At 49.6% G+C, this 13633-nt stretch carries 17 protein-coding genes; 2 read left to right on the forward strand and 15 right to left on the reverse strand.

Going from position 1 to position 13633, the window contains the following annotated elements; all coding sequences use genetic code 11:
• From NYE38_RS18635 to NYE38_RS18660, 6 genes are read right to left on the reverse strand one after another with little or no spacing between them, the layout of a single operon-like run.
• A complete protein-coding gene (locus NYE38_RS18635) occupies positions 1-741 on the reverse strand; it encodes a spore coat protein (RefSeq protein WP_025649404.1) in 741 nt (246 codons plus the stop codon).
• On the reverse strand, positions 734-1855 hold the full coding sequence (locus NYE38_RS18640; protein ID WP_061861643.1) for an N-acetylneuraminate synthase family protein: 1122 nt from the start codon (positions 1853-1855) through the stop codon (positions 734-736). Before NYE38_RS18640 ends, NYE38_RS18635 begins: the two co-directional genes overlap by 8 nt.
• Complete coding sequence (locus tag NYE38_RS18645) at positions 1855-2718, reverse strand: GNAT family N-acetyltransferase (RefSeq protein WP_017418668.1); 864 nt, start codon at positions 2716-2718, stop codon at positions 1855-1857. Before NYE38_RS18645 ends, NYE38_RS18640 begins: the two co-directional genes overlap by 1 nt.
• Positions 2719-3888: a DegT/DnrJ/EryC1/StrS family aminotransferase gene (locus NYE38_RS18650; RefSeq protein WP_017418667.1), complete on the reverse strand. Its 1170-nt coding sequence runs from the start codon at positions 3886-3888 to the stop codon at positions 2719-2721.
• A 22-nt stretch (positions 3889-3910) separates the two neighbouring features.
• On the reverse strand, positions 3911-5335 hold the full coding sequence (locus NYE38_RS18655; RefSeq protein ID WP_025649405.1) for a CDP-glycerol glycerophosphotransferase family protein: 1425 nt from the start codon (positions 5333-5335) through the stop codon (positions 3911-3913).
• A 4-nt stretch (positions 5336-5339) separates the two neighbouring features.
• Complete coding sequence (locus NYE38_RS18660; protein ID WP_017418665.1) at positions 5340-6110, reverse strand: glycosyltransferase family 2 protein; 771 nt, start codon at positions 6108-6110, stop codon at positions 5340-5342.
• Between the two features lie 280 nt (positions 6111-6390).
• Here NYE38_RS18660 and gerQ point away from each other — a divergent pair, with 280 nt between their 5' ends.
• Complete coding sequence (gene gerQ / locus NYE38_RS18665) at positions 6391-6891, forward strand: spore coat protein GerQ (protein ID WP_017418664.1); 501 nt, start codon at positions 6391-6393, stop codon at positions 6889-6891.
• Positions 6892-6937: 46 nt separating this feature from the next.
• On the opposite strand, the gene NYE38_RS18670 is transcribed toward gerQ, so the two are convergent.
• The 8 genes from NYE38_RS18670 to NYE38_RS18705 form a co-directional block, all read right to left on the reverse strand.
• Positions 6938-7309 carry a DUF423 domain-containing protein gene (locus NYE38_RS18670; RefSeq protein ID WP_003150969.1) on the reverse strand — a complete coding sequence of 124 codons (372 nt, stop codon included), beginning with the start codon at positions 7307-7309 and terminating at the stop codon, positions 6938-6940.
• A gap of 63 nt (positions 7310-7372) precedes the next feature.
• Positions 7373-8692 (reverse strand): purine/pyrimidine permease, encoded by a 1320-nt coding sequence (locus tag NYE38_RS18675; protein ID WP_017418663.1) that lies wholly within the window; start codon positions 8690-8692, stop codon positions 7373-7375.
• Between the two features lie 18 nt (positions 8693-8710).
• A complete protein-coding gene (locus NYE38_RS18680) occupies positions 8711-9133 on the reverse strand; it encodes a YwdI family protein (RefSeq protein ID WP_025649406.1) in 423 nt (140 codons plus the stop codon).
• Positions 9134-9192: 59 nt separating this feature from the next.
• The gene (locus NYE38_RS18685; RefSeq protein ID WP_012118732.1) at positions 9193-9876 is read right to left on the reverse strand and encodes a uracil-DNA glycosylase; all 684 of its coding nucleotides are present in this window, start codon (positions 9874-9876) and stop codon (positions 9193-9195) included.
• Between the two features lie 15 nt (positions 9877-9891).
• Entirely contained in the window at positions 9892-10698 is an 807-nt protein-coding gene (locus NYE38_RS18690; RefSeq protein ID WP_017418662.1) for a glycosyltransferase family 2 protein, read from the reverse strand.
• A gap of 85 nt (positions 10699-10783) precedes the next feature.
• The gene (locus NYE38_RS18695; protein ID WP_017418661.1) at positions 10784-11311 is read right to left on the reverse strand and encodes a hypothetical protein; all 528 of its coding nucleotides are present in this window, start codon (positions 11309-11311) and stop codon (positions 10784-10786) included.
• 44 nt (positions 11312-11355) lie between these two features.
• The gene (locus NYE38_RS18700) at positions 11356-11991 is read right to left on the reverse strand and encodes a permease prefix domain 1-containing protein (protein WP_017418660.1); all 636 of its coding nucleotides are present in this window, start codon (positions 11989-11991) and stop codon (positions 11356-11358) included.
• On the reverse strand, positions 11984-12322 hold the full coding sequence (locus NYE38_RS18705) for a PadR family transcriptional regulator (RefSeq protein WP_003150960.1): 339 nt from the start codon (positions 12320-12322) through the stop codon (positions 11984-11986). Before NYE38_RS18705 ends, NYE38_RS18700 begins: the two co-directional genes overlap by 8 nt.
• A gap of 149 nt (positions 12323-12471) precedes the next feature.
• Between NYE38_RS18705 and NYE38_RS18710 the strand changes: the two genes are divergently transcribed.
• Positions 12472-13284: a bifunctional hydroxymethylpyrimidine kinase/phosphomethylpyrimidine kinase gene (locus NYE38_RS18710; RefSeq protein ID WP_003150959.1), complete on the forward strand. Its 813-nt coding sequence runs from the start codon at positions 12472-12474 to the stop codon at positions 13282-13284.
• Between the two features lie 30 nt (positions 13285-13314).
• Here the strand turns inward: NYE38_RS18710 and NYE38_RS18715 are convergent, their stop codons facing one another.
• On the reverse strand, positions 13315-13590 hold the full coding sequence (locus NYE38_RS18715) for a hypothetical protein (RefSeq protein ID WP_042635591.1): 276 nt from the start codon (positions 13588-13590) through the stop codon (positions 13315-13317).
• Positions 13591-13633: the final 43 nt, after the last annotated feature.

Raw genomic sequence — 13633 nt, forward strand, 5'->3', positions numbered from 1 at the left:
CTAATCAGCCTCTTTTTGCCGGATCATTTGATTAATAGCCCTGAGCTCCGGATCACGATTCAGCAGATGGATCAATTCTTTTGCCGAAATATCAGGACGCGAGCCCGCTTTTACGTACAGCTCGCGGGCCAGCCTGTAGTCCTCTTCTGTATCGACGGTCAGCCGCAAGTGAGGAGCCCGGAGTTCCTGCGGGGGCTCAGGAAAGAGAAGCCGGTACTTCTCAGGAGATTCTCTTATTAAAAGCGTGACATGCTCCTGATATTTGTCCGCCAGTGTTTTGTCCGCATTGATCCCCGTTAAAAGACGCGCGTTAACCGCCTCGCCGCCGATGCCAAGCGGTGTACCGCAGATATACGTGTAGTCTGCGTGCTGATTTAAATGCGATTGAATCAGAAAATCAAGCAGCGAAGGGTCGACAAACGGGTTATCCCCCGTCAGTCTGACTGCGATGTCCGGTTTTACTCGTTCGATGACTTGTGCAAACCGGTCAAGCACGCGCTGCTCGCTGCCGCGGTGCACACGGTAGTTCTTGCTGATGCAGTGCGCAGACAGAATGTCGTCGGTCTTGCTGTCAGACGAGGCGACGATCAGATTATCCCGCGATTGATCATAATACGCGCTTTGCCGAACCCTTTTGACAATGATATCGAGGATCGTATACCCGCCGATCGGTTTCAGCACTTTGCCGGGAAGACGCCCGCTTCCCATCCGCGCCTGAATGATAAACAAAATGTCAGTCATCATATGGGCTGCCTTTCGTCAAAAGGTCATCCCAAGTGATGCCCGTGTCGGCGGGGATATCCCTGACCGCACGCGCCCCGTCAGTTAAAAGCTCAAAATATCTCGGGTGAAGCCCCTGCGGTTTTTGGCCGGGACGAAGGACGGCAAGGTTTTCCGCCGTAAAATATTCGCCTTTTTGAATCGGCGCTGTTGAAAAAATGCCTCTGTAAGCGAACCTTCTGATATCCCCTTCAATCGGTGTCGTCGTTTTATGAGAACTTCCCGACAGCACTTCCGGCACCGGAGCGTGATGCCCCTGCCGCAGCTCCGCTTCAACTGAGCGGATCGCCGCAACCATTTCTTTTAATTCATCCGGATTGAGAGCGAAGGAGTGATCAGCACCGGGCAGGTTTTTATCGATCGTAAAATGCTTTTCAATCAGTTTCGCTCCGAGCCTGACAGCCGCGCACGGCACATCATACGGATGGGCGCTGTGATCGGAGAAACCGATCACTGCATCCGGGAATGCGGCGGCAAGCATGGGAATGACGCTCAGATTGCTGTATTCAGGCGGCGCGGGATATTTCGCCACACAATGCATGATCGCAATTTCTGTGTTCCCCTCGCCGGTAATGGTTTGATAAGCCTCCTGAATATCTGAAATATCAGCGCCCGCGGTGGAAAAAATAATCGGGGTCTTCAGCCCCGCGACATATTTCAATAACGGCAGATGATTCAGCTCGTAGGAGGCGATTTTAAAGGCTGAAGGGGAAGTCGCATACAGTAAGTCGGCAGAGCCTTCGTCACATACCGTACTTAAAAACAGCACGCCTTTTTTCTTACAATATTCAAGCAGCGGTTCGATCCACTCGGCGGGCATTTCCATGGATTGCACCAAAGAAAAAATAGAGACGTTTTTTCCCGCAGCGGTTTTGTACAAGCCCGGGTCTTTCTGATACATTTTGTCAGCCTGAAACATTTGAAACTTGACCGCGTCCGCGCCGGCCTCACTGGCCGCATCTATCAATTCAAACGCCTGGCTCAGTTTTCCGTCATGATTAATTCCGGCTTCGGCGATGATGAATACGGGCGAACCTTCGCCGATTGACTTCGTTCCGATTTTGCATGATGCCATCAGTCCGCCTCCTTCCCGGGCCACACATGATAGTAGTAATAGGACGCATCCGCTTTAAATCCCATTCTTTCATACAGGCGGATGGCTCTTACATTGTGGAGCTGCGTTCCCGCTGATACAGTCTTATGCTGAAAGCGCAATGATTGTTCAATCACGTGCGCCGCTAAATGGAATCCCGCTCCTTTTCCTTCAAAGCCCGGCTTTACCGCCATCAGATCAAGGACGAATTCATCGCCTTTAGACAGCCCCTGAACAAAGCCCACGGTCTCTCCCTTATATGTGGCAGCGAATTGTAATGAAGCTCTGCCTTCCGCGTTATTCCGCGCCCACTCTTCAAACAGGCGGTTCGCACTTTCATAGCTGAGGCGGGGATCTTGGTAATACCTGCTTTTTGTAAAGGCGTCGCGGGCCAGCCGGCTGATCGCTTCCGTGTCGCCGGGTCCGGCTTCTGTAATCTCAAATGGCGGCGTGCTGTTATATACACGCACCGGGCTGACGAGCTTGAGCAGACTCCCTACAAAATAAGCGTTCGGAAGCTGCTGAACGACCTGCATCGCCCCGATATCTTCAGCCGGTATTTTAATAAATATAAAATCAGTGCCTGCCGCCCGCCTTGCCGCGTAAAATTCCTGAAACAGCCTTTTGAGCTGTCCGGTGCTGTTTGCGGCTGCAAGCTTCACATTGATGATATTTTTTCGGAACAATTGACTTTCCCACGAAGAGTTTTCATATAAAATCACGCCTTGAAGGCTGTTTTCTTCCAATAAACAGAGCGACGATTCATAGGCTTCCGGCTGGATGCCCTTCTGATGCAGGAAGGCATGAATCATGTCCTGAGCAAGATTTTCCCTCAGTCTGTACACCTAATCAGCCCCTTTGACGATATCCGTAACGGCTGCAATGACGTATTCAACGTCGTCATCTGTCATTGACGGATAAAGAGGGAGTGACACGGTGCGGTGATAATACGCTGCCGCGGCCGGAAAGTCAGTTTCCTTATATCCGTACGTTTTTTGATAATACGGATGGAACGGAACCGGAATAAAATGAACACTTGTGCCGATATGATATTGGTCTTTTAAAGCGGAAATCAGATCGTTCCGGCTGACCCCGGCCTCCTGCTCCTCTATTTGAAGAACATACAGATGCCATGCATGCCGTCCGTCATCACTGACATGCGGGATGGTCAGCCCTTTCATGTGTCTGAAGGCGTCCTGGTAGCGGCTCGCAATGTCGGCTCTTCTTTGCTGCATGCTGTCAATCCGTTTCAGCTGATGAAGCCCAAGCGCTGCCTGAAGATCAAACATATTCATTTTATAGCCGGGCGTTTCGACCTCGTAGTACCAGCTTCCGTTTGAAGAATAGCGGTTCCACGCGCCTTTGCTCATGCCGTGAAGGCTGAGCACCCTGATCTGATCGGCAAGCCCGTCATCGTCCGTCGTCAGCATGCCGCCTTCACCGGTTGCCAGGTTTTTTGTCGCGTAGAAGCTGAATGCCGTCGCATCACCGATTGATCCGATCATTTTCTGTTTATAAGTGGTATACACGGCATGTGCGGCATCCTCTAAGACAAATAACTGATGCTTTTCGGCAATGGCCAGAATCTCATCCATATCACACGACTGGCCGGCGAAATGAACGGGTACAATCGCCTTTGTCCGCGGGGTGACGGCCGCCTCAATTTTTTTAGGGTCCGCATTCAGCGTAAGCGGATCGATGTCAACAAACACCGGAACGGCGCCTGTGTGCACGATTGTATTGGCTGTAGAACTGAACGTCACGGCAGACGTGATGACCTCGTCGCCGGGACCGATCCCTTTCGCTTTCAGGGCCAAAAACAAAGCGGCGGTACATGAGTTCAGCGCGATCGCGTGCTTTGCCCCCGTCCATGCGGCAAAGGCTTTTTCAAACGCCTCTACTTTCGGTCCCTTTGAAAGCCAGCCCGATTCAAGCGTATCAATAACCTCCTGAATTTCGTCCTTCCCGATCATGGGCAATGAATAAGGAAGAAAAGCTGATCTTTTTTGCACCATTTTCTTTGCGCTCCTATCTTTTTTATGAAGGGTCAACCCGTCTGAAGCTGACTCCGGTTTTTTCCTGAAGCACTTGGCATAAAGCGGCAAGCGAATCCTGAACCGGGTAGTTCGCGGCGACAAAAGCACGGCGCGCCTGTTCCGCTTTTTGATATTCCGCGGGGCTTTCGCATATCCGGATTAATTCCTGAGCAAGTGCCTGCGGGTCCTCAAAAACAAATTCTCCAAGTGAATGATAATAAGGGTATCGGCGGGTTCCCGCTGATTTTCCGATCAGCACGGGCTTTTGAAACAGCATCGCTTCAAGACCGACCGTTGATGTCTGTGTCACCGCAGCGTCAACATACGGGAGAATGTCATACAGCTCCATCTCTTTTTTGATGATTTTGCCTGCTTTATATTTCCGCAGCACCTGATTGTAAGCATCCAGCTTGTTTTTGTCGATTTCCCACGGATGCGGTTTAATAATGAGCTGCATGTTCTTTTGACCGGCAAGCTCTTCAAGCACTCCCGTATAAAATTCATCAGAAAACGGCTGCGTGGCGATCAGCACCGTCCGCTGTGACGGGAGAAAAGAAAGTTTGCGGTAAAACGTATCCTGATCTATCGGTTCTCTTGAGAAAATCTCGTCGAAACGGGGATGCCCCGTGATGATGATTTGTTCATCCCTGCAGCCTTTTGCTTTATACCACTCCGCTTCATAAGCCCCGAATACAGCCTGATAGTCCGTAAATACGGGCAGAAACGCTTCATCTCCCATGAGCGCTCCGTGCTGGAGACAGATGCTGACGGCGTTTTTTTTCGCTGACATCAGCGCCAGCACACGGCTGTAAATATCCTCTGTCGTGCCGACTACAACGGCGGAAATCTTCTCGGCCGTAAACAAAATATCAACGGCATCAACCGCTTCAATAAATAATGGAATGTCTTTATACAAACGTTCCTGAAATTCTCTGTTTCCGAAAGCGGGATGGCTGTGAAGCTCTTTCAAAATGGAATGGGCTTTTTCAATATAAGGGACGGGGTTCCCTTTTTGCCCCATTCCCGTCAGCTCCAATTTGCAGATAACGGGCAGCCCGTAATGGTCAGGCAGACTCCATCTAGCCAGTACCGCTGTTTTTGCCGGATCAAACTGCCGGTAATTTCCCTCGGTGAACCGAAGATGATCGAAATGCAGAATGACTTTTCCGTTTACCGGTTTCTCATCTGTTTTCTTAATGTTTTGCCTTTTTTGATCATAATATGGCTGTATACCGGCTTCAGGAATATGCTGATCAGCCGGACCGAAAAGCTCTGGGTTCTGCTCCATGCTCTCCCGAAGCGCCGGACTGATATATTGATAAAAATTACTGATCAATGCGAGCGGGATGTCTTTGTAGCGAAGTGACTGAAAAAGGTCAATATACTGCCGGTACAGCACCCAATAGTTCGCTAAGTATGCCGACAAGCCCTCACCCCTTTCCAAGCTTTTTTAATGATTCCCTCAGCTCCCGGCACGTGGTCTGCTGCGGAAGACTGTTCACAAACTCGTTTTTCTCCGCCGCGAAAAGCTGATAATGGATGGATTGATCGGTAATATAATTGATATCAAGCTCCTCAGAAATCGGGTAAAACGGATAAAAATGATTCACTCTCCAGAAGAAACGGGCGTCACCGATCCGGTAAAACGCGGGGCTTTCATCCCAATAGGAACCGAATGCCGATTTGACCTGTTCCAGCACGGAAAACCGGTGCATGACCGAACAATGGTCAATGGCGCACGGCGCGTTCCACACGATCCGTTCGGCGGGCCTGGCCGTCTCCTTCACCGTCTCTTTCCGCTGATTCAGATGATAGGTTTTGGAACTTGAATACACGACGGCTTTTTCCGGGTCTTCATCAAGCTCTTTCACCATTTTCTCAAGCCGTTCCGGCACATACGTGTTGTCGTCGGTCGCATACGTCACGTACTCGCCCTCCGCCATTTCTATTGCCTGATTAATCAAGGCGGCGTAGCGTGTTTTTTCCGTTCTTTCTTTGACGCCCGATACATCGCTTTGATAAAACCGGACGCGGTCATCCGTGAGAAAAGGACGTATTTTCACCAATGTCGCTTCATTTGAGTTGTCATCCATAATGAACAGCTCAAAGTCCGTAAACGTCTGAGACAGAATACTTTTAATAGAGCGGGCCACATAGTCACTTTTGTTATAGCTCGTCATGATCACTGACACTTTAGGCAACTCGTCACCCCCTTTTCGCACCTGAAACTACCGCTATCATATGTTCCTTATGCGGAAGATGCGATAGGAATACAGACTATTATGTGAAAAGTCAGCATTGCGCGCACAAAAAAAACCGGCTCTGATGTCCGGACTCATTGGAGCGTATTTTCTTTTTTCGCATAAATATTTCTGCGGGCTCATATGGTGGAATAGATAAAAACAGCAGCTTCTCTGTCGGCTGTCTGATACTTGTCAGGAGGTTTCAGCATGAAGAGGTTTTCATCAAAGGAGGAACAATATGAAACCGAAAAAGAATCAATATCAGCAAATGCAAGGGATGGGGATGGGAATGGATATGCAAGGATACCAGCCGCAGCTCGGGCCTAATCCTTATCCGCAGCCTCAGGGCGGCCAAGGATCGCAAATGATGCCGATGCAGCAGCAAATGACAATGCCGATGCAGCAAGGCGGCGGCAGCTTTCAGATTCCGTCAGGTCCATCATCGTCACAAAACGTTCCCGGCATGCTGCCGATTGAAGAGTCATACATTGAAAATATTCTGCGGTTGAACCGGGGCAAAACGGCGACGATTTATATGACATTTGAAAACAGCAAAGAATGGAATTCAAAGATTTTCCGCGGTGTGATTCAGGCGGCGGGACGTGACCATATCATCATCAGCGATCCGAAAACGGGCACCCGCTATCTGCTTCTGACCATTTACCTTGATTACATCACGTTTGATGAGGAAATCGCTTATACTTATCCGTACTCCATGTCTTCTTATTCTCCGAGATAAATCAAAAAGCCAATCGCTCACTTGACAGAGGATTGGCTTTTTTTCTTTATAAATATTTGACGGCCGCGACGATAATCATAATCCAAGAGATGATAAACGCCACGCCGCCGAGCGGTGTAATCGCGCCGAGAATAGAAATCTGCGTCACGCTCAATACGTACAGGCTTCCTGAAAACAGAACGATGCCCGCAAACATCAGCCAGCCCGCAACAGAAACACTGCCTGCGCCAGAGAGCTTTTCGGCCAAAAACGCGACAGCCAGAAGACCGAGCGCGTGATACATATGATATTGCACGCCTGTGTGCCACACCTGCAAATATTTATCGGGGATTTTCCCTTCAAGCCCATGCGCGCCGAAAGCGCCCAGCGCCACGGCCAATAAAGCGTTAATCGCACCAAGAATAATAAACACTTTCATCTATTTTTCTCCCGCCTTTTCGTTAAAGTTTCCAATTCAATCATAACCCAACATCGGCAAAATTCAACGTCCGTCATCCGATGACACGAGATTGTCGGATTTTTTCTTTTTGATAAGCTGGATTCGGTCAATCGCTATCGCCAGCAGCGTCCCGAGCACAAGGCCGTTGCTTAAGAGCGAAATCAGGATCGGGTGCATCCCTGATAACGCGCTCTCCGGCACAAACATTACGCCGACCCCCGTCAGGAGCGCCAGACCGATAATGGAGCGGATTCGTTTTTGCTCCGCTTTCTCATAAGAGTCAAACTCCGTAAAGGCAAGACCCGCCATCGTGGAGAAAACGACGAAGTTTACCGCAAAGCCGACCGGTGAGGGCAGACTCGCAAACGCATTCATAAATAGCGGGATCATACTGATGATCATGACAAATACACTTCCCAAAAGAAACGGCTTTTTCGAAGGAAGCTTCGTCGTCTCAATAAAACCGGCCGCCCCTGAAATCGGTACAGGCGCAATGCCCCCTGACAGCCCGCTCAAAAGGTGGCTGATCGAAGCCGCAAACCCAGCCGGACGCTCACGCCGCTTCCCAACGGTGCCGCCGAATTTTTTCACCGCCGCTTCTACAACCCGGATGCTCGCGAGCATGTTGACAATCAAAAGCACGGTAATGAAGAGTGACGTAATGATCAGGCCGCTGTCAAACACGGGTTTTCCAAACGGAAAAAGAGCCGGCAGCTGAATTAGGCGGTCCGGTATTTGAATCGGTTTGGCTGCGCCGAAGACGGCGAATAAGATCCATCCGCCGGCAAGCGAAAGGAGAATCGCATACTGTCTTAAGAACGTAACATTCGATCGGGACATGATGAACATCGCCGCCGTCACAACCATGGCGAGCCCGAATACAAGGCCGTCGACGCTGTTTTTTAAATAGCCGATGCCCAAAAGGCCTTTCACAATCGGCTGACTCAGCTGCATGACCAACAGCAGCAGATACACACCGGTCACAACCGGCGTAAACAGCACGGCCAGCCGTTCAATCACTTTAAAAAGGCTGAACAAAAAGAAAAAGACAGCGCTTAATAACAGCGCCCCCTGCAGCGCCCGCAGCGTCTCGCCGAATGTCGCGAACACCGTGCCCGTCAGTCCGCCGTAAATCGTGTATACGCCCCACCATAAGCCTGCCGGGCTTTCATTAATCGGCAGACGATGTCCCTGGAGACATTGGATGACCGCGGCGACGCCAAGCACAAAAAATGTGCTCTGAATCAATGCGGCAGAATCGGCATGGTTCAAGTGAAATGATTGTGCGATGGCGACAGGAACTACAATCGCAGCCGCAATCATAAATGCCGTCCATTGCAAACCCCCGAGTATCAGTTTCAAGTCAATCAACCTCTCCTGTTAAAAATCGAAAATGGAATCCCCGTTTCCGTCTTCCTCACGTTCGTCTTTCGCTTTTTTCTGATATTGGTTCAGCCCGGCGCTGCCCATCATTTTTTCAAGCAGCAGCGGGTCTGTCGAAGGAGACGCTGAAGGTTTCGGCGCCGCTTTCGGAATCGGATTCTGCACAGGAGCCGGATCGGTGTGCGTCTGAGTGCCGAGCACGACATCACACAGAGAGCGGATGGCGGCCGCGTGCATTTTGACCTCCTCGGTGCGGGCCGCTGTTTTCGCCTGCCTCAGTTCTTCTTCCATCTTCTGAATCAGAGCAGAGATATGTATGTTCATGAGTAAATCCTCCAGCAGTAATTTGTCTTCTTCCTGCATTTTATCAAATTTCTGAGTGAATCGCAGAATTGAGTTTGTTATTTTTTCTGGCGGCATACCGCCCGGAACGCCAAAAAAGACGCTTCCGCCGGGCGGAAGCGCCTCAAAAAAAACGTTTATTGCGGCAGGTCGGGGATGCACCAATCGATCGGCTGCTCCCCCATTTTTTCAAGGGCGGCGTTTGTACGGGAAAACGGTCTGCTCCCGAAAAAACCGTTCCTTGCCGAAAACGGGCTCGGATGAGTCGATTCAATAATAATGTGTTTCGATGTGTCAATGCGCTCTTTTTTCATCTGCGCGTGACGCCCCCACAGGATAAAGACAATCGGTTTCTCTCTTTCATTCACCACATCAATGATGCGGTCAGTGAGCCGCTCCCATCCCTTGCCTTTGTGGGAATTGGCCTGACCGCGGCGAACCGTAAGCACTGTGTTTAACAAAAGCACTCCCTGCTTCGCCCAGCTGACGAGTGATCCGTGGTTCGGTACGGAGCAGCCGATATCGTCCTGAAGCTCTATGAAAATATTTTTCAAAGACGGCGGCTGTCTGACCCCGGGCTGAACGGAAAAACTAAGCCCGTGCGCCTGTCCTGGCCCGTGATAAGGGTCCTGTCCGAGAATGACCGCTTTTACATCCTCATAGGGCGTATAATGCAAGGCGTTAAAAATATCATGGCTGTCAGGATAAATCGTTTGGCTGCTGTATTCTTGTTTCAGCATTTCTCTCAGCTCTTGATAATACGGTTTGTCAAATTCATCTTTCAGCTGATTCCACCAGCTGTCCTTTAAAAGCTGTTTCAAACTGTCCGTCCCCCCTTATGAACTGTGCAGTCTTGAATGGACGGGCTTTCCGTCCCACACAATGTCAGTCGGCGCCTCCCGCCTCTTCATGTCCGGCTCTTCAAGAAGAACCGCGAAGTTTTTCGTCGGGAGCTCCCCAAGCCCGTGCTTTTCGCTTAACCGGTCTAAGTACCGCTTCCGTTTGCCGCCGAGATCCGCGGACTGATTGCCGCCTCCCTCAAAAAACGCATATATGACGCTCGCGCAAGGAACACGCTTCACACGGTGCTGTTTCGCGGCGCGCAAATAAAAGTCCCAGTCCCAATAATTATGGACATCCGGATCAAAATACCCTAACGTGTCATGCAGAGAACGCCTGTACATGCTGCCTGACGGAACGTACGTGGAAAAAACCCGCATATCCGCATAATCCGCCGTATAAGCGAACGGCTTTCGTGACACCGGGTATCTCGTGCCGCCCCGTTCTTCAAATGACACAATTTCCGCGTCAGAATGGACAAAATCCGCATCAGCAAGTGCAGCCGCTATTCTTTCCAAATGGCCCGGCGTAATGAAATCATCATCATCGCACAGCATGATACAATCACCCGACGCTTTTTTCACACCTGCGTTCCGCGCTTCCACATGTCCGGCATTCTGTTCTAAATCAATAATCTGAATCGGCAGATCGCTGTACAGCTGCTTCGCTTGTTCGACCGATTCCCCGGCATCATTTACGATGATGACTTCATAAGGCTTTATGGTCTGCATGGAAATCGACTCCAGCAGCTCACACAAAGCCGGAATCCGGTTATACGTGACTATGACAATTGATATATTCATGACCCGCTCCTTCTGCTTTTTTCTCATGTTCTATTAAAACATAAAGCGGCGGAGAGATCAGGGGGGATTTTTGATTTCGGCCCATTCAGAAACAAATCCAGGTCATGCCCGCCAGCAAAACGAGAATGATCAGAAGGTCTCCCCAAACAGTGCATACCGCCTTGGCATTAAGTCTGCCCGCCTCCATGGCGTTCCAAAGTTTTGATTGATAAACAGGCACCAACACCATCGCATAGCATGTGCACAAGCAGACAAAAGCCGGCGGGACAAGCGCACATCCATCCTCATGCCAATCATGAATCAGTTCCGGTATACTCACCCCGCTGTCAATGTACAAGTATAATATACCCGCCAGCGGAATGAGCGAACTGATCTGCAGCTCGAAAAGTTTCACCTTCCACTCACGCGCAAACGAAACGGCCCAAATCCATCCCAGCGCATAAAACAATAGAAGAAGCAAAATACTGAAAACAACAAAAATAGCGTCTTGCATCCCATTCAGAACCATAATAAAAAGACTCACAACGGGCAATGCAAGAACCAAGCCGCAGACGGTAAATACGGTAACGGTTATTTGGGCGCACGCGCCGTACATCCACGAACCTAATCTCATTTTAACACCCCTATATAGATTCCCTATGTATATAGTGAAAAAGATCAGGCAAGTCTCTGCCTGCCTGCGTAAAAACCTATTTTGCCGCAAAACGGAAAACATACCGTCACAACGGCGCATACTGCCGCAAAACTCGGTGTGACCGCCGAAGGAAACAGCCCAGCCGGAACCAGATTGAACAAAAAGACAAACATAAAACATAGATTCGGCACCATTGAAGCCCATACCGTCCGCTCAGCAAGCTTTTTGCCGCCAGCCCCGAACTCCTTGCCAGCTTGATAGCCGATTTGGAACCAATACAGCACATAACCGATCATAATCAGCCATACTGACACGGAAATTCCTTTCCACAGCGCGTCAACAGCGGGATGAATCCTCCACGCGTGCATCACCGTAATCATCGCCCCCATCACAAAAAGACCGCAGTTGCAGAACAGATAAAAGAACATAAAAGTCCGCGCGGGCACCGCCGAAGCTTTTTGAAAAGCAGAGATAATCTCAGACGGAGTCCCCACTTCCCGCAGAATAAGCGCCATCGCTTCGCTTTCGGTTTTGCCTTTTTCCAGATGATCACATATGGCATGATGAATATGGCTTTCGATTTCTTTTAATAATTCACGGCTTCCGGCCTTGCCTTCCAGCCCTTTTCTGATTTCCTGCACATAAAGGTCTTTATCCATTCTGCCCGCCCCGCTTCAGCATCCGGTCCATCAGAGCAGAGAACAGATTCCATTCCTTCGTCCGTTCGGCTAGAATGTTTTTTCCTTCATCGGTGATCCGGTAATATTTTCGGTCCGGCCCTTTGGTCTGCTTTTCCCAGTAAGAAGAAATATAGCTTTGGCGTTCAAGCTTATGAAGCGATGGGTACAGCGTGCCTTCCTTCATTTGCAGTTCATTCCCGCTTCTTTTCTCCATTTCTTTCACTAGTTCATACCCGTACATGGGCCGTTCATTCAGCAGCGTCAGCACCAGAATGACCGTGCTTCCCTTTACAAGCTCCCTGTTGAGCATTTATTTTCTCACCCTTACCTAGTAATCTTATGTAGATATTGTACGCACATCCCCCGCGGCTGTCAAATCATTCCTCCAAGCCTTCCGTATTGTGATCGGGAGAAAATCTAACTATAATGAGATATAAAACACTGATGGAGGCCATTGATATGTCAATGCACAAAGCACTTACTATTGCCGGTTCTGATTCCAGCGGCGGCGCGGGAATTCAGGCCGATTTAAAAACATTTCAAGAAAAAAACGTATACGGAATGACGGCTTTGACCGTGATCGTAGCGATGGACCCGGAGAACAGCTGGGATCATCAAGTATTTCCGATCGATGCTGATACGATTCGCGCACAGCTGGCGACGATTGTTGACGGAATCGGCGTAGACGCCATGAAAACGGGAATGCTCCCTACCGTGGAGATCATAGAGCTTGCGGCGAAAACGATTAAAGAAAAACAGCTGAAGAATGTCGTTATCGATCCTGTCATGGTCTGCAAAGGAGCGAACGAAGTGCTGTATCCGGAGCATGCCGAAGCGCTTCGCACCCAATTGGCGCCTCTGGCAACCGTCATCACGCCCAACCTGTTTGAAGCAAGCCAGCTGAGCGGTATGGATGAATTAAAAACGGTGGAAGACATGAAAGAAGCGGCCAAGAAAATTCACGAACTCGGCGCGAAATATGTATTGATTACAGGCGGAGGCAAATTGAAACATGAAAAAGCGATCGACGTGCTGTATGACGGAGAAACCGCGGAAGTATTAGAAAGCGAAATGATTGATACACCTTACACGCACGGAGCCGGATGCACATTCTCCGCCGCCGTGACGGCAGAACTGGCCAAAGGCGCTGAAGTGAAGGAAGCCATCTATGCGGCGAAAGAATTTATCACCGCGGCAATCAAAGAATCCTTCCCGCTGAACCAATACATCGGACCGACTAAACATTCGGCGATGCGTCTTAGCGGAAAATAAAATAAATATCCCCCTCATGATCGAGGGGGATTATTTCATTTTTTTCGCGGATGACCGTAAAAACATCTCAATCGATTGCACAAACAGCGCATATTCCTTCATCTGTTCATATGTATGCATCAGCCGATCACTCCATTCATTGTGCGGCTCAGCCCTCTTGAGCATGCGATTCAGCTGAAGCAATACTTCTTTATATTCTTCCCGCTTATCTTCCACTTGCTCTGCGGCTTTGACAAGTAAACATTTCGGCGTCATCTTCTGATTTTTCAAAACTGAGAAAACAACTCCTTTTATTCCTGGAATCATAGTCTTTCGTTTGAAGAATAGCACAGATGGCATAGGTTTCACA

The organism is Bacillus sp. EU63, from assembly GCF_038592915.1.
In the GTDB taxonomy this organism is placed as follows: domain Bacteria; phylum Bacillota; class Bacilli; order Bacillales; family Bacillaceae; genus Bacillus; species Bacillus velezensis.